Annotated in this window: 14 protein-coding genes; 3 read left to right on the forward strand and 11 right to left on the reverse strand. The window is 35.5% G+C overall.

Going from position 1 to position 16,622, the window contains the following annotated elements:
- The first annotated feature begins 170 nt into the window (after window positions 1-170).
- Both ACTJJ9_RS06175 and ACTJJ9_RS06180 read left to right on the forward strand, forming a co-directional pair.
- Window positions 171-809, forward strand: a complete 639-nt coding sequence (locus ACTJJ9_RS06175; protein WP_145581315.1) for a YigZ family protein — start codon at window positions 171-173, stop codon at window positions 807-809.
- Window positions 810-827: 18 nt separating this feature from the next.
- Window positions 828-1,877, forward strand: coding sequence for an LCP family protein (locus tag ACTJJ9_RS06180; protein ID WP_145581316.1), 1,050 nt, complete (start codon window positions 828-830; stop codon window positions 1,875-1,877).
- Window positions 1,878-1,982: 105 nt separating this feature from the next.
- Here the strand turns inward: ACTJJ9_RS06180 and ACTJJ9_RS06185 are convergent, their stop codons facing one another.
- Both ACTJJ9_RS06185 and ACTJJ9_RS06190 read right to left on the reverse strand, forming a co-directional pair.
- A complete protein-coding gene (locus ACTJJ9_RS06185) occupies window positions 1,983-3,050 on the reverse strand; it encodes an MraY family glycosyltransferase (protein WP_145581317.1) in 1,068 nt (355 codons plus the stop codon).
- A 158-nt stretch (window positions 3,051-3,208) separates the two neighbouring features.
- Window positions 3,209-4,333 carry a glycosyltransferase family 4 protein gene (locus ACTJJ9_RS06190; protein WP_145581318.1) on the reverse strand — a complete coding sequence of 375 codons (1,125 nt, stop codon included), beginning with the start codon at window positions 4,331-4,333 and terminating at the stop codon, window positions 3,209-3,211.
- Between the two features lie 101 nt (window positions 4,334-4,434).
- Between ACTJJ9_RS06190 and ACTJJ9_RS06195 the strand changes: the two genes are divergently transcribed.
- Window positions 4,435-5,679, forward strand: a complete 1,245-nt coding sequence (locus tag ACTJJ9_RS06195) for a glycosyltransferase family 4 protein (RefSeq protein WP_145581319.1) — start codon at window positions 4,435-4,437, stop codon at window positions 5,677-5,679.
- Between the two features lie 21 nt (window positions 5,680-5,700).
- On the opposite strand, the gene wecB is transcribed toward ACTJJ9_RS06195, so the two are convergent.
- The 9 genes from wecB to ACTJJ9_RS06240 form a co-directional block, all read right to left on the reverse strand.
- Window positions 5,701-6,846, reverse strand: coding sequence for a non-hydrolyzing UDP-N-acetylglucosamine 2-epimerase (gene wecB, locus ACTJJ9_RS06200; protein WP_095299738.1), 1,146 nt, complete (start codon window positions 6,844-6,846; stop codon window positions 5,701-5,703).
- Window positions 6,847-6,893: 47 nt separating this feature from the next.
- Window positions 6,894-8,117 carry a glycosyltransferase gene (locus ACTJJ9_RS06205; RefSeq protein ID WP_145581320.1) on the reverse strand — a complete coding sequence of 408 codons (1,224 nt, stop codon included), beginning with the start codon at window positions 8,115-8,117 and terminating at the stop codon, window positions 6,894-6,896.
- A complete protein-coding gene (locus ACTJJ9_RS06210; RefSeq protein WP_095299736.1) occupies window positions 8,117-8,851 on the reverse strand; it encodes an ABC transporter ATP-binding protein in 735 nt (244 codons plus the stop codon). The genes ACTJJ9_RS06205 and ACTJJ9_RS06210 overlap by 1 nt, the downstream gene beginning before the upstream one ends.
- Complete coding sequence (locus ACTJJ9_RS06215) at window positions 8,852-9,631, reverse strand: ABC transporter permease (protein WP_095299735.1); 780 nt, start codon at window positions 9,629-9,631, stop codon at window positions 8,852-8,854.
- A 166-nt stretch (window positions 9,632-9,797) separates the two neighbouring features.
- Window positions 9,798-11,054 carry a nucleotide sugar dehydrogenase gene (locus ACTJJ9_RS06220; protein ID WP_145581322.1) on the reverse strand — a complete coding sequence of 419 codons (1,257 nt, stop codon included), beginning with the start codon at window positions 11,052-11,054 and terminating at the stop codon, window positions 9,798-9,800.
- A gap of 303 nt (window positions 11,055-11,357) precedes the next feature.
- The gene (locus ACTJJ9_RS06225; protein ID WP_145581323.1) at window positions 11,358-12,965 is read right to left on the reverse strand and encodes a glycosyltransferase family 4 protein; all 1,608 of its coding nucleotides are present in this window, start codon (window positions 12,963-12,965) and stop codon (window positions 11,358-11,360) included.
- Window positions 12,966-13,010: 45 nt separating this feature from the next.
- Window positions 13,011-13,322, reverse strand: a complete 312-nt coding sequence (locus tag ACTJJ9_RS06230; protein ID WP_145581324.1) for a hypothetical protein — start codon at window positions 13,320-13,322, stop codon at window positions 13,011-13,013.
- Window positions 13,323-13,381: 59 nt separating this feature from the next.
- The gene (locus ACTJJ9_RS06235) at window positions 13,382-15,595 is read right to left on the reverse strand and encodes a glycosyltransferase (protein WP_145581325.1); all 2,214 of its coding nucleotides are present in this window, start codon (window positions 15,593-15,595) and stop codon (window positions 13,382-13,384) included.
- Window positions 15,595-16,608, reverse strand: coding sequence for a methyltransferase domain-containing protein (locus tag ACTJJ9_RS06240; RefSeq protein ID WP_186324160.1), 1,014 nt, complete (start codon window positions 16,606-16,608; stop codon window positions 15,595-15,597). The genes ACTJJ9_RS06235 and ACTJJ9_RS06240 overlap by 1 nt, the downstream gene beginning before the upstream one ends.
- Window positions 16,609-16,622: the final 14 nt, after the last annotated feature.

Below are 16,622 nucleotides of genomic sequence, written 5' to 3' on the forward strand. Positions count from 1 at the left end.
TACATGATTCTTTTTCGTTTGTCAAAAGATTACGATTGAAGTACAAAAAATGTCGTTTTATAATAGAATAGGACTGCTATCAGCAGAAGCATATTTGCTGATCGTTTTTTTTACTGTAAAAAACGCGAAACATGTCCCTAACTCGCTCGCTTGTCAGGAGGTGTACAAGCATGCTTTCTCATTATTATACCGTAAAAGGCTATGGAGAGCATGAACTAATTATCCAAAAATCAAGGTTTATTTGTTATACAGAGCGAGTCACTACTGAGGATGACGCTCAAAGCTTTATCCAAAAAATAAAAAAACAGCATCCTAATGCAAATCATAATTGCTCAGCATATCTTATCGGAGAACACAACCAAATCCAAAAGGCAAACGATGATGGGGAGCCTAGTGGCACAGCTGGCGTCCCGATGCTTGAGGTTTTGAAAAAACGCGACATAAAAAACACTGTTGTCGTCGTCACCCGTTATTTCGGTGGCATTAAGCTTGGCACAGGCGGACTGATCCGCGCTTACGGAAAATCAGTTTCAGAGGGCCTAAATGCGACAGGCATCGTTGAACGAAAATTAATGTGTATTATGCATACAAAAATAGACTATACATGGTTAGGAAAAGTGGAAAATGAATTAAGAGCTTCCAACTATTTAATAAAGGATATTCATTATTTAAATGATGTCGAAGTGGAAACCTATGTGGAAGAAGATAAAAAAGCTGACTTTATTAGCTGGATGACTGAAATGACAAATGGACAAAGTGAAATTGTTGATGGTGATGTCGTTTATTTAGAACAAGACGTACAAATTTAACATTTAGAGGAGAAATTTATGAATAGAAGTCAAGCAAAGAAAAAAAAGAGGAAACGCAAGCATCCTATTTTAAGGAGATTTTTATTTTTTCTCCTATTAGTATTCGTATGTGTAGCAGGTTATCTTGGATGGGTATTTTACCACACATTAAGTGCGGCAAATGAATCCTATGATGATTTAGGTAGAGATAAATCAAAGTTACGTGAATCAGCAGTTAGCATTTCAAATGATCCGGTTTCGATTTTATTATTAGGGATTGAGGATTATTCAAGTGGAGGTAAAGGTGGCCGATCCGATACGATAATGGTGGCAACATTTAATCCTAAAGATCAATCGATGAAGCTATTAAGTATTCCACGTGATGCTCGCGTGGAAATCCCTGGAAAAGGGGAGGATAAAATTAACCACGCCTATTCAAAGGGCGGAAAAGAATTAACGATTGACACTGTCGAGGATTTCTTAGATATTCCAATTGACTATTATGCAACAGTCAATTTTGATGGAATTAAAAACATTGTTGATATTGTAGGAGGGATCACTGTCGATGTTCCATTTGATTTCGAACAAAACAGTGATGACCCTAAAGCAGAGAAGCTTGAGTTTTATGAAGGACCTATGGAGTTAGACGGTCGTCACGCATTAGCTTATGCGAGGATGAGAAAGAAAGACCCTCTAGGTGATATTGGTCGTAACGAACGACAGCAGGAAGTCGTAAAAGCCATCATCGACGAAATCGCTTCTGCTGGTACGCTCTTAAAGGTTGATAAATTAACAGCTGAGGTCGGAAAGAACGTTGAAACAAACTTGCGAGTATCTGAATTGCTTGGTTTTTACCAAAAATATTCAGGCTTTAATTCAAACGATATTGATACCGTAACGCTTGAAGGTGCAAGTGATGATATTGATGATATATCCTATTGGTTCCCTGACGAGGAAAGTGTTGAAGAAGTTCAAGACGAGCTAAAAGTACATTTAGGACTCAAATCCGCAACCTCATCATCTACTTCATCATCATCTGAGAGTTCTGATGATTCATCAGATAGTTCTTATGAATCAGAAACAGAATAGCATAAATAAACCCAGAGGTTATTCAACCCCTGGGTTTTCTTATAAGTTTTATTTAACTATCAAAAAATGCCCAACCTATAAAATAGGTTGGGCATTTTCTTCATCTTAATTATTCTTTTGAGAGATCTTTCGAATCATATTAATTAATGGTCTTCGATTGATGCCAATTAACCCTACTATCTCAGCAATGAATTGCAGTGCTAGCAATAAAATAATCATTAACAATAATGAAATCCATAGCGTTGCATTTGAGAAGATAATTGCCGAAAACCCAAAGCATGCGCTAAAGAAGTAAATGATTAAAACAGCAGAGCGATGGCTGAAGCCTAAGTTAACTAAACAATAATGCAAGTGTAGCTTATCAGGAGCAGCAATACTCTTTTTGTTTAAAAGCCTCCTAATAATCGCAAATACTGTATCAAAGATTGGGACTGCTAAAACAACAATCGGAATGATAAAGCTAAATATTGTTATATTTTTAAATAACCCTAACATCGAGATGATCGATATTGAGTATCCTAAAAACAATGCCCCTGTATCCCCCATAAAAATCTTTGCTGGGTAAAAATTATGAACAAGGAAGCCTAATGTACTTCCGATCAAAATAAAGCAAAGGGCAACAACTAAAAATTGTGAATCAGCAAAGGCCATAATTAGAATACTAGTCATAGCGATTGATGATACACCTGCTGCTAAGCCATCAAGGCCATCAATTAAATTGATCGCATTCGTTATCGCGACAATCCAAATGACAGTCACCGGATAGCTTAAATAATCTAATTCAACAAGTCCATAAAAAGGAATATTAAATTTTTCAATTAGAAGTCCTGATGACGCAACAACAATCGCAGCAATGAGCTGTCCGATAAATTTATACTTTGCTGGTAATGTATATTTGTCATCTAAAATACCAACTAATATAATGATGAAAGCGCCTATCACAATTTCCTTCATATAGATTGAATGTGGCTGTAAATATAAGAAGCCGGCTATTACACCAATGAAGATTCCGAGACCTCCAAGTCTTGGCATAATATCTTTATGAATTTTTCGTGTATTTGGTTTATCAGTTGCGCCAATTTTAATTGCAATTTTCTTAACGACAGGCGTAATGAAGACAGCAACTGTAAATGAAAGAATAAACGCTACAATATAGTCTATATAAGAATGCATAGTTCCACCCACTTGTGTGAGAAATTTACACTTATTCCATCATAGCAAAAATTATTAAAGATTCAATTGTTTTTTGCTTAAAATTTATGACATATCTATTACTATTATCAATTACGTAAGAAAACAAACATATACATTTAACATAATTCATCTATTTGTTATTTAGTCAAAATTTTTCGATAGAATGCAACTAGTTTCTCTTCCTCAGAATTCCAATTATATTTCGTTTCAAAAGCAACTCGACCGTTTTGCCCCATTTCATCGGTTAATGTCGCATCATCTAATAGCGAAATCATCGCCTTCGCAATTGACTGTGGGCTCTCAGGATCGATGAGCAGACCACTGCTAGAAGACTCAACAACCTTTCGATAATGGGGAAAATCAGAAGAAATAACAGCTACCCCTGCCGCCATATATTCGAACAGCTTATTCGGCAGGCAGACTAAATGATTCGGCACAGGTAAATAAGGAATAATCCCAATTGAAGCTGTTGATAAATACTCCTCGATTTGCTCATAAGGAACCTTGCCTTTAAACTGTACCTTTTCCTCTAAATGATGTTCCTTTACCTTTTGTTTTATTTCTCGTTCAAATGAGTCTGATTCAAAGCCACCAACAAATAAGAGCTTTGCCTCTGGCCGTTCAATAGCTACCTTTGCAAAGCCGTCTATTAACTCTTCGATTCCTCTTATTCGAGTAATCCCACCTAAATATAACAGAGTATGGTGATCTCCCTTCACTTTTTGAAGTGGCGGAAACATATCTGTCAATGGATAATTTTCAATCTTACAGCTAGTATATGATTTATACCGTTTTCCAATCTCTTCTGTCGTGTAAATGACTCCCGATAAAATCGGTAGAGATAGTTTTTCGATGATTTCGTAGGCAAGCCTAATTGGCTTCTTTAGCCAAGACTTTAAATATTTTTTACTCATAATCGCGTTTGGATAATGCTCATGGACATCAAAAATCACAGGCTTCCTCGTAAAAATCCGAAGCAGAACCCCGACAGGAATTAATTCTGGGTCATGAAAATGGTACAAATCAGCCTTTGTTTCTTTCGCTAGTTTAAAAACCTTGAACGCATGTAAAAACCGCTTCAATTCATTTTTTGGCTTTTCGATCGGAATGAGGTTAATACCATCATTCTTGATCATTTTATCAGGCTTAGGTGCTAACAAGGTTACGTCATAGCCAGCTTTTTTTAATGATTTACATTGTTTATGATAAATCCGTCCGTCATACGCTTGATGGACAGTCGTTAAAACACAAATTTTCGTCATAAAATATCCTACCTTTTTCAATATCCAAGTTGTAACTTTTCCCTTTATACTTTACACTATAATATTGATAATTCCTAATATTTTATGGAAAGGGAGCTACTATGAAAATCGTCTATATAACTCAACATTTCCCACCTGAAATCGGTGCTGCACAAGGACGTGCATTTGATATGAGCTCAAATCTAGCAGATCTAGGCCATGATCTTCATGTCCTTACGACCTTTCCAAATTCAAAGCCTATAAACAAGTTTTTTACAAAAGAGAAGCATCATAAACTAACGGTCTATCGTTCCTTTCGAATAAGAGATACGAAGACAAGCTCCATACGAAGAATCGCTAATTACTTATCATTTATGGTTTCTAGCTGTTTTTCAGGACTATTAGTCAAAAAACCCGATATTATCTATGCAACCTCCCCTCAACTGTTCCAAGGGGTAACTGGATATTTCTTAAGCCGTGTTCACCGGGCAAAATTTGTTTTTGAAATCCGCGATCTATGGGTCGATTTTGCCGAACTATTAGGGCAATTTAAAAATAAAAAGATATTAAATCTAGCTCGTAAGCTTGAAAAATTTCTCTATAATAAAGCAGACCATATTGTTGTTGTTACTCAAGGCTATAAACAGCGTTTAATTGAACTTGGCATACCTAAGGATAAAATAACGGTGATTCCTAACGGAGTCAACCCTGACTCGTTAGACATTAGGGACACAGACTCAGGTCTCCAAGTAAAAAAGCATTACGGTATTGAGGATAAATTCCTTGTTCTATATGCAGGAAATATCGGTGCTGCCCAAGGTTTGGAGACAATTATAACTGCTGCAAATGAATTAAAGGACGACCCTTCGTATATGTTTATGTTTATCGGTGAAGGGGTTGAGAAGCAACAATTAATTGAGCGAGCTAAATCATTAGAGCTTTCGAATGTGATCTTCCTCGATAGTATGAAAAAGGAAGAATTAATTACCTATTATGAAGCTGCAGATATTGGAATTGTCTCACTAAAAAAACATCCATTATTCAATATAACAATTCCTTCTAAAGTATTTGACTATATGTCAATGTCGACACCTATTTTAATCGGTGTTGATGGGGAAGCAAAGGATATTGTCGAAACATATCAAGCAGGTTACTCCTTTGAACCGGAAAACCCAGCTGACTTTATCCGGGCTCTGTCATATGCCCATTCTCATCCTGAAGAGCTGCAAAATATTAGACAAAATGTCAGAGATAAGCTTCTTCAGTTTTTTAATCGAGAGACGCTTGCAAAGCAATTGTCAGATGCTTTACAACATTTAACGAAGAAAGAACTGAATAAGTTACATAAAAAGACGACCAACTTTTAGTAGTTGGCCGTTTTTTTATACTTATGGCTGGAAGCGTTCCGGCTTTGCTTCACTTTTTCCGAAATAATGAAGAATCGCATGAACAATACGATTTGATGCCTGTCCATCACCGTATGGATTTGAGGCCTTCGACATTTTTTCATATTCTTCTTTATTGTTAAGTAGCTCATATGCTAGCTTATAAATTGTTTCTTCATCTGTTCCAGCAAGCTTTAATGTACCTGCTTCAATACCCTCTGGGCGCTCTGTAGTATCACGTAAAACGAGAACTGGTACGCCTAATGATGGTGCCTCTTCTTGTACACCGCCTGAATCCGTTAGGATAATATGAGCACGTGAAGCGAAATTGTGGAAATCATAGACACCTAACGGCTCAATTAAATGAATTTTCGGATCATTACCAAGAATTTCATCAGCTACTTCACGAACAGCTGGATTTAAATGAACCGGGTAAACAACTTGAACATCATCATGCTCAGTAACAAGACGCTTAATTGCACGAAACATGTTACGCATTGGTTCGCCAAGATTTTCTCTTCGATGTGCTGTTAACAAAATCATACGGTCTGAACCAAGCTTCTCAATTACATCATGAGTATACGTATCCTTCACCGTTGTTTTAAGTGCATCGATCGCTGTATTACCTGTTACATAAATCGTATCGGCTTTTTTATTTTCCTGTAATAAATTCGCCTCAGACTTATCAGTTGGTGAGAAATGAAGATCAGCAATAACACCTGTAATTTGTCGATTTACTTCTTCAGGGAATGGAGAATATTTATTCCATGTTCGTAGTCCTGCTTCAACATGACCGACAGCAATTTGGTTATAAAAAGCCGCTAAGCTAGCAACAAACGTTGTCGTTGTATCACCGTGAACTAACACAAGGTCTGGCTTTACTTCCTTCATAACGTTATCTAAGCCTTCCAATGCACGTGTTGTTACACCTGTTAATGTTTGGCGGTCTTTCATAATATTTAAATCATAATCTGGCGTTACGTTAAATAGCTCTAAAACTTGGTCAAGCATTTGACGATGCTGCGCTGTTACCGTAACAATTGATTCGATTTCATTCGGAAATTTTTCTAATTCTAACACTAGTGGCGCCATTTTTATCGCTTCGGGTCTTGTACCAAAGATTGTCATTACCTTTATTTTACGGTCCATGCTATTACTCTCCTTTAAGCTTTATATATGAACTGAAGGTCTCATCCTTATGACTGTTCCGCCAATTGCTGATAGAGCTGAACTAGCTTTTGTTTCTCATTATCCCACGTTAATTCCTTCTGAGCTTGAAAACAATTTTCTTGAAATTGATTATACTCATTCATGACTTCATGTATCCCGTTTACTACCGCTTCAACATTCTCATCAACTAGTACACCTGTTTTATATTTTTCAATAATAACCGATTTTCCTGGATGATTAGATGATACGGCAGGTATTCCTGCTTGCAGATACTCAAAGATTTTATTCGGAGTTGAATAATAATTGTTTTTAGATACTTTCTCGTACATAACAAGACCGATATGTGCCTGAGCGGTATATTTCATCAATTCCTCAGATGGTACTTGTTCATGAAAAAAAACTCTCTGTTCCAGCTGAAGAGTTGTGACTAATTTTTCTAATTCTTCCTTTAAAACACCTGATCCGATCATGACTAATTTAAAATGCGCTGGTAATTTCCCCATTGCTTTTATAATTAATTCTAATCCCCGGTAAGGTGAAAAGCCTCCCTGGTAAAGAAGAATGGTGTCGGCTTTTGTAAATCCATACTTAGCGAACATATCTTGGTTAGCATTTAGGTCTTGTTGATCAAATATCGGGATATTTTGAATAAGCACACTCGGCTTTTTACCGTTTTTCTCAAACAAATAATCTCTTAAAAATTCATTAACTGTTACAAAATAGTCAATTTTTTTAAACAAGAGATTTTCAACCCGATACCCAACTATTCGATCAAGGCGATTTCTACCTGCCATTTCGTTAAATATTTCATGTGAATCATAAACAAGCTTAGCTGAAAAATCCTTTGCAAGCATCGAGCCTTGCCAAAGAGTATTTAAATCATGACAATGAATCACATCAATCGTCATCCCGCTAACACTCGACTTCACCTTTTTATAAAATTCATAATAAGCAAGGTAATCTTTGATGATTTTTACAACTGGTGTTCGCACTGTCCATACTAGCAATCTATTTAGTATTGTCGGCTTTTTCTTTGTGCTTGTCCCATTTGAAATCGATGATTTAATGCTTTTCACTGATATATTTGTTCGAATGAGCTTTATATTGTTATGTATGTGGGGGGGTGGCGATTGGTATTCCCTCACACAGGCTAAATAGATTTGGTGGCCTGCTTCAGCTAATGCCAATGCCTCCCTTTTTACTCTCGCATCGAAATGAATATCTTTATACAGGAGCATAAGTATATTCATTATTTTACGGTCCTTTTCATAAACTGGTCATACTCTGTTACGATAGGTCCAGTTTCCCCCACTGCCTTTTGTTCCCCTAAATGAATCCATACCACTCGATCACAAATCGAGCGAACTAAATTCGAGGAGTGCGTCACTAAAATGACTGTTCGATCCTGTTTAATTTTCTCCATGATGGCATTACGGCATTTTTGTTGGAAGGCTGTATCCCCTACACCTAACACTTCATCAATAAGCAAGATTTCAGGATCTAAAGAAATCGCCGTAGCAAAGGCTAGTCTCGATTTCATCCCTGCTGAATACGTACGAACAGGCTTGTAAATAAAATCACCTAATTCGGAAAACTCGATAATATCCTCTACCTTTTCATCAATTGCTTTCTTGTTATGACCTAGCAATAAGCCATTCAGATAAATATTATCAATTCCCGGAAGCTCCGGCTGAAAACCTGCCCCTAATGAGAGAAGAACAGGATGCTCATCTTCATAAATATTAAATTCCCCCTTATCTGGAGAAATCAATCCACTAAGAAGCTTTAAAAGTGTACTTTTTCCAGAGCCATTTCGCCCAATGACACCAAGCACCTCTCCTTTTTTCACTTCAAAGTTTAAGCCTTTAAGCGCCCAAAACCGGTCTTCTTTTTTATGGAGATTTAATAACTTTTTGAGAGGTTTCTCGGTAAATTCCGGATAAGAAACCCAAAGATCTTTAATTTCAATTATATTTTGTGTCAATTAAATCACCTTAGCATATTCTTTTTCATTTTTATTAAGCAAACGTAATCCAAAGTATAAAATAGCAACCGAAATAACGGTTAATAGGAATAACGGTAAAAACTCTGGAGGCTTTCCATATACTAACACGTCTCGATAGGATTCAAGGAAAGTCGTAAAAGGATTTAAATATAAAACTGGAACTAATTTTTCAGGAACGGTACTCATTTCAAACAGTACTGGTGAAAGATACATTAAAACTCTTGAAATATATTGCATCATATTTTTTATATCTCTTAAAAAGACTCCTAGATGTGCTAGGTATATCATGACTCCTAGCAAACAGATCGCATTAATAATAAAAATAACTGGGAAATAAAGAACGTTCCAAGTGAAATCTATACCATAAATCGCCAAGAATAAGATTAAAACGACAACGCTAATGAGATATTTTATACAGTTAACGAGCAGTCTAACCAAAATAAAGATAATCTTTGGTATATAAACTTGCTGCAAGATATTCCCTTTAGAGGAAATTGCATTTGTCCCATCTACAAGGCAAGCAGTAACAAATTTCAACGGAATTAACCCCGTAAAAATAACGACCGGGTAATTAGGAGTACCTCTATCCAGTATCACGACTACTAATAGGTAAAAGACAGCCATATAAAAGATTGGATCTAGTATCCACCACGTAAATCCAAAGTATGTTCTTGATGTATTTGCTTTGAAGTCAGAAGCAGTTAAATGGTAGATTAAATCTTTATTGGCTTTAATTGATTTAAATGTTTCTAGTAACATACAGCTTCTCCTAACTAACGAAATGTTGCATCTTAATTATAATAAACTTACTTAGAACAGCTTTCAAGTTTAACTAGAATTTTGTCAAAGATTTAGTAAGTAAAAGGCGACCATAGTCGAATATGGTCGCAAAATAAGAGTAAATATTCACTAATGTTTCATTTCTTTAAACAAAATCATATAGGTTTCCAAAGTTAATATACGAAACATCAGAAGGTGATTGCTTCACAATGTTCTTCGTATCAAAAATTTGCTTCGTTGCCATACCAGCAAATTCTGAGCCGTTGAATTCCTTAAATTCATTATGGTCAGTTAGGATTAAAACTAAACTTGAATCTTTTACGGCTTTTTCCATATCTTGCTCTACCCATTCCAAATTCACATGTGGGTCATAAGCAACAACTTCCCCAGCACCAGATGCTTTTAACATACCGTAAATATCCATTGCTGGACTTTCACGAATATCGTCAACATTTCCTTTATAAGTTAGGCCAAATACTGTAATTTTCTTTCCTTCTAGACCATTCAAAAGTTTCGCTGTATGCTCAACAACAAAGGAAGGCATTGAAACGTTAATATCACGTGCTTGATAAATTAATTTCGCTTGGTCAGGTGCTTCAGCAACGATAAAGTAAGGATCAACAGCTAAGCAGTGACCTCCAACACCAGGACCTGGTGAATGCAAATTAACACGAGGATGCTTATTCGCCATTTGGATAACATCCAACGCATTTATGCCTAGCTTCGTGCAAACTTTTACAAGCTCATTCGCTAAGGCAATATTCACATCACGGTATGTGTTTTCCATTAGTTTAGACATTTCAGCTGTTTTTGCATCTGTTAAGATTAATTCACCTTGAACAAATGTACCATATACCTTTTTACCAGCTTCCTTACACGCTTCAGTTACTCCACCGATGATCCGGTTGTTGTGAATAAGCTCGTGCATAATTTGGCCAGGTAAAACTCGTTCTGGACAGTGGACAAGGAAAAGATCCTCTCCAATTGTAAATCCAGCTTTTTCAAGTAATGGCTTAACATGATCATCCGTTGTACGAGGTGCGATTGTAGACTCTACAATAACCGTATTATTCTTTTCTAAATAAGGAATGATCATTTCAACAGCACTTAGAACATATTTTAAATCTACAGATTTATATTGGTCATCTCGATTTGGAGTTGGAACAGCAATGATAAACACATCACCCTTTTCAGGGGCTGTAGATGCTTTAAACTTACCTGATGCCATTACCTCTTCAAGTGCTTCCTGAAGTCCTGGCTCCTCAATGTGTATTTTTCCTTGATTTAAAGAGTCAACAACTTTTTGTTGAACATCTATACCTAACACGTCTACACCGTGTTTTGCAAACATAATTGATGTTGGAAGGCCTATATAGCCAAGACCTAATGTAACTAGCTTCATAATTAATTCCTCCAATTATTGATCGTAAAGCTGTTTAATGTTCTTCCTTAAAAACATTACAACTTCACTAGAACCCTGTCAATCTTGTTACTAAAATTGCCATAAATGCATCACAATCATGAATTTATTAAAAACTTAAGCACTGCTAAGCTTAATAGTTGATCTCCTCTTACAGTGTTCGCCTCTCGCGTGCAGTCCGAAGCCTCCCCGATGTTAGCGCCAGTATGGTTTAACACGCTCTCTTAAAGAGTCACAACACACACTCACCGCAAGAAAGAAATCAACAATAAGCTCTAACATAATCTATAATAATATTTCTTCAATTTCCTGTTGAATCATTTTGTTTTTCCCGCACTGATAGCGAATACGCTCTGCTGACTTTGCTGATTTCTCCAAAAATACTTCAGGATGTTTATACAAATATTCAATAGCATCTGCCAACCCTTTGTAATCTTCTCCCTCTGCAAGAAAGCCACATGATTCATCAATAAATTCGGGAATTGCATAAACAGCACTTGTAACAGGCACCAATCCACTTGACATTGCCTCTCCTAAAGAGACTCCTTGAGAATCCATTCTTGATGGACTTAAAAATACGCCATGTGTTTTATGTTGTTCAGCAATTTGCTGTTGCGACAAAAAGTAATTATGCAAATGGACATTTGGTATGTTTCGAAGTGGTTCAACAACTTCATCAAACAAAGGACCTTGACCATATATATCAAAAACAAGCTCATTAAAAAACGGCCTGTCCTTTAAAGATAAAATTGCTTTTACCGTTAAGTCATTGGCATATGTCCGTGAAGCAAATGGTCGAACCGTTAAAATTCTTAATCTTTGCTCAGCAGGCTTTTCCACGTAATTGAATAATGAATCATCAATTAAGTTATGGATAATCCGATAATTTCCAATGATCGTACTTGTATCCTTTTCGGCAACATTTTCCTTATACCACTTTGAAACAAAAATAAATTTAATGTCGTCATCCTTTGCCGTATAGATGTCATGCATAAAATCTAATTGCTGCTGATTTCTTTTCGCATGCTCCAAGCTATCACGCAAGTTTTTCGGATTATCATAGAAATTAAACCATCGACGGTACCATTTTGTCGTTTCAAACCCATGTACCCAAACAATCTTCGGTGTATTCCGTGCCTTTGAATTCCGAACTGCACGATACATTTTTTCGTTAATAAAATGAAAGAGTACCTTTTTTACAGCTATTGTATCCAATAAAGCGGATAATACTCCTTCTCCACCAATAAATACAGGTACACCTTCATATTCATAGTTAGCTACGCTAACCGGTGAAGTATTAAGTCGGTAAATCGCAACTTTTAGTCCTTTTTCCTTATATCCTAAAACTCTTTTATGAATAAACATATTTTGATAATAAGTATTTTTTTCAGGATAGACATTCGTTACAATCAGGTAATCAATCTCTTTATAGCGATCATATAATTCCTGTTTACTTTCCGAGCTTGGTATTTCATAGGCTACTATCGAAAGATCCGATAGAGTCGCTTCTCCCTCTCCAGTTAAACGAAGACCAATTGAATAGCTTGTAACCTCTTCCGGGAAACTTAGGTTCATCTCACAGCCTAATGGATTGTATTGGACATAGATTTTTTCGTTGTTTTTATCATAGCCTACAATGACTTGCTGCACTTGCAAGCTTCCTTGTTTTTCACCATTCAATTTAGCTATATAAGTGTATTCTGAATTTATTTTTTTGTTCACCTTTTTTTGACTATCATAATAGATAATTAATGGCCTTGGAAATTGACTTATTTGCCGAGCTTTTATGGTTAACTCATTCGTATACTGAATAAGTACTTCATATGTTGATTCTGTTTTTTCAGGCCATTTATCATCATAATGATGAATTTCTATAGGCTCTCTGTTTTGCACCGATTTCCCTCCTATCCTTGTAAATTAATTAAATTTGTTTATTTTTTATCTTCTTTTCTTTCTTAGCTCCCAATATTTCATTTGCAGCTTACCTAATTTGGAATTTTGCAATCGAGTTAGCTTTCTAGTTAACTCTTCAATTGTTTGAGCCTGTTCTTTTATTTTTGCATTCCCTGAAGCAATTTGCTTTTCTTCAGCCTTTTCGTTTGTCTTTAATTCATCAAGGATATTGGAAATAATTTGTTTGAATTCAGCTTCCATTTCCTTTTTATCTTCTTTCAATCGTTCAACTAGATTTGTTAAACGCTCGTACTCTTCTTTATCAATCGTCACTTTTTCCTGGTCTGTATTCCCCATTCACATCCTGCTCCTTTCTTATTCAGTTCTTTGTCAGGATTGAAAAACAGCTTCCTTCATTACTGTTGATTAGTAGGAAATTTTTTCTCAACCATTTTTTCAAATGTCATTGCAGCTGCTTTTGCATCATTTAAAGGTGATAAATAAGTCGCATCCTTACTTTGACTTAAAATACTACCTTCCTCAAAGATTCCCCAAATATCTGAGCCACTGCCTTTATAATCGCTTAATTTCGATGGTAGATATGGATTAATTGGCTTATTATCTTTCGTTGTTGAATCATTTACAACTAAGCAATCGAATTTCGTACATAAATTTAGGAATTTATAGAAATCAACAAATCCATTTACAATAATGCTATCCTCTAATGGATCATCTTTTAGCTGTGCTTCCAATTCAGCAGGCTTTGCAGTGAAGACATGAATTAAAACACGATCCTTCACCTCATCCTTGGCAAACTTTAACCCTTCAAATAAATCATTCAGATTACGCTTGCTATAGAAGTTACCAAAATACGCAACATTGACATGATCATCAGAAAGTAATGGATACTCATAATCTTCAATGTAATAATAACGTTCTGGTAGTGTTGGATGTGGTTCAATCGTTACTTTGTCTTTTACAAAATCTTTAATTCCTTCGATAGGAAAGACATCCATCATATATTGATATTGATTTTGATTTGTGAATATTAACTCATCCGCAAATAGAAACGGTAAATACTCACACCAGAAAAATAGATTATTATCATTTGGGAAAGGTAAGCCAGTCTTTTTCACCATTTCCTCTAAATTTTTCAAATAAGACTGATCCGTTATATCAACATGTCGCTTTTTCGCTTCAATATCATACAGAAGTGGGTCAGAAAATTCCGCAATCCACTTTGTTTCAGGATATTTCCGTTTATATTCGAACGCTAAAAAGTGTGAAGCTGCCCACATAGCACGACTAAATACTTGCTTATGAACACCATTCTTTTCAACAAGCTCATCGATACCTTCCATACCTAAATCGACAAATTTCTTAATGTGGGCCCAATGAGAGAAGCTCGTTTGTGAATTAATAGGCAAACGAACATTTATTAAATCATCAACCATTTGGTTAAGAGATACATTCGTTTTTCGAACTTTATCCATCATATTATAAACGACATCCGATACCATGCCAGATTCTCTCATTCGTTTTGCCATAACGTTTCCAGCAGTATCGTTATATGGTGGGAAGCAATATGAAATAATTAATTGCTCTACTTTATCTTCATTTAATAGCGTGTATGGGAAATAGATTAATTTCTTAGATGATATCTCATCAATAATTGTTTGATATTCATCTTTATGTTCTTCATAGTATTTTTGAATGAAGGACCCTTGCGCATTTATTTTGCGTTTGACGAAGTCCTCTTTAGTAGGTGTTATTTCGTCACTTTCAAGCAATTCATTTAAACGAGAAATAACTGCTACACGTTGATTTACGTTGAAATCGAATGTCATCGCTTGACGTGAAATCGAATTGTCTCTTAATGTACGGTAATACACTGCTTTTTTCGTATAAGGAACAACAACATAATTTAAATCATTTTTTACAACTAACTCTGTGAAAAATACAATATCTTCCCCACTATGTAGGCTTTCATCATATTGGTATTTTTGCACATACATCGTCGGAATAAGCTTACAAGCATTAATCGTTAACACAGTATGAAGCTTTTCATAAGGTGTTTGATTGCTAACAAATGATTTTAAGATTTGTCGATTGATTACATTAGAAGATTGAATATTCCCATTCTCTTCAACATTATAAATTTGGGAAATAACAACTGTATTTTGGTTAGCAAGCTTATACATTTCTTCTAAATAGTTATCAGAGACATAATCATCATCATCGATAAATGTACAATATTGGCGAGATGCTAGTTTAATTCCTTTATTTCTTGCAATTGAAGCACCTGCTTCTTCAAGTACAACAACCTTTATATTTTGGATATTTCGTTCATTGATAAAATTTGCCACTAATTCCTCAGTTTGATCTTTTTCACCATTTATAATTAATATGACCTCAAAAAGAGAAGCATCGAGTGTTTGATTCACTAAAGACTCTAAACACTTTAAAATTGTTTTTTCACCTTTATATGATGGTAAAATAATACTTATCCCTTTTTCGTAGAGAGCCTGTTCGTTTTTCCGAGTCGTTACTTTGGGTGATTCATAACCAAGTTTATTAGCTCGAATTTCTTGGATTTTTTCTAAACGCTTTAGGATATCTTGTTTCAGCATTATTTCTTACCTCTTCCAACAATTTTTTTCAATCTTCTCTTCAATTCCCAATATTTCACTTGAACCCGTCCGAACCGTGACTTTCTAATTACTTTATATCTGTGCTCCAATACAGAAATTTGTCTATTTAACTCATCAATTTTATTCTGTTTGACTAGAGCAGCTTTTAATGCTGTTTCTTCTCTATTCAATAGCTCAACTGTTTCAATTTGCAGTTGTCTAATTAAATCTTCTTTTTCGTCAATCGTATTTCTTAAAGTCTTATTTACTATTTTTAATTCGTTTACTTCATCATTTTCTTCAGTTTTCGTCTTTAATTGTGATTTCAGGTCATTCATTTGCTCCAAATCACTTTTAATACGATTTATGTATTCCCGTTCGACTTGATAAAAGGCTTGTTCTAGGTCTTTTACAGCTTGTTCAGTGTAATAAGATGGAGTTTCCTCTGTTTTTAGCTTACAAATAACCCCTGTCCATTTTCCTAGATATGTAAATTCTTCAATTTGGAAAAAGTCTTTTAATTGCTCAACCAATGCAGAGTAATAATACGTTCTTTTATGGTCAATAAAGTCATTGATGCCAAAAGGAACTGTGATGATAAGTTTTCCATCTGGCTTGATCGTTTGACTCACTTTTTCCAAAAACGATTTTGGATCACTAATATGCTCAATTACTTCCGTCAACAATACAGTGTCGTAATCATTATCAAACGGCTCTGTCATAAAATTCGCCACTCGAAAATTGACTGTTTCTTGTACAGAAGCGTGCTCCTTTTCTAATTCCTTTTTCGCATAGTCAATTGACTCACTCGAAATATCGATCGCATCAATTTTCTTCCCTTCACGTCCAAGCAAGATGGAAACTATCCCTTGTGAACAACCGATGTCTAAAATCTTCTTTCCCACAACATGGGTGACAATCCAATTGACTCTTTCCCTTGTTTTGTTACTAAAATCGGTTCCTAAATCACCATAGTACGCTTCATTCACTCGATCTATTGAAATTTTTCCCAAAGTGACTCCTCCAA

The sequence above is a fragment of the Metabacillus sp. 22489 genome, from assembly GCF_052044855.1.
GTDB classification, from domain to species: Bacteria; Bacillota; Bacilli; order Bacillales; family Bacillaceae; genus Metabacillus; species Metabacillus niabensis.

Bases quoted from the DNA above. Each gene is read 5' to 3' on its own strand.
- ACTJJ9_RS06195 (WP_145581319.1), top strand. From the start codon at position 4,435: ATGAAAATCGTCTATATAACTCAACATTTCCCACCTGAAATCGGTGCT.
- ACTJJ9_RS06220 (WP_145581322.1), bottom strand. From the start codon at position 11,054: ATGAAGCTAGTTACATTAGGTCTTGGCTATATAGGCCTTCCAACATCA.
- ACTJJ9_RS06205 (WP_145581320.1), bottom strand. From the start codon at position 8,117: ATGAATATACTTATGCTCCTGTATAAAGATATTCATTTCGATGCGAGA.
- ACTJJ9_RS06230 (WP_145581324.1), bottom strand. From the start codon at position 13,322: ATGGGGAATACAGACCAGGAAAAAGTGACGATTGATAAAGAAGAGTAC.
- ACTJJ9_RS06175 (WP_145581315.1), top strand. From the start codon at position 171: ATGCTTTCTCATTATTATACCGTAAAAGGCTATGGAGAGCATGAACTA.
- ACTJJ9_RS06190 (WP_145581318.1), bottom strand. From the start codon at position 4,333: ATGACGAAAATTTGTGTTTTAACGACTGTCCATCAAGCGTATGACGGA.
- wecB (WP_095299738.1), bottom strand. From the start codon at position 6,846: ATGGACCGTAAAATAAAGGTAATGACAATCTTTGGTACAAGACCCGAA.
- ACTJJ9_RS06185 (WP_145581317.1), bottom strand. From the start codon at position 3,050: ATGCATTCTTATATAGACTATATTGTAGCGTTTATTCTTTCATTTACA.
- ACTJJ9_RS06235 (WP_145581325.1), bottom strand. From the start codon at position 15,595: ATGCTGAAACAAGATATCCTAAAGCGTTTAGAAAAAATCCAAGAAATT.
- ACTJJ9_RS06180 (WP_145581316.1), top strand. From the start codon at position 828: ATGAATAGAAGTCAAGCAAAGAAAAAAAAGAGGAAACGCAAGCATCCT.
- ACTJJ9_RS06215 (WP_095299735.1), bottom strand. From the start codon at position 9,631: ATGTTACTAGAAACATTTAAATCAATTAAAGCCAATAAAGATTTAATC.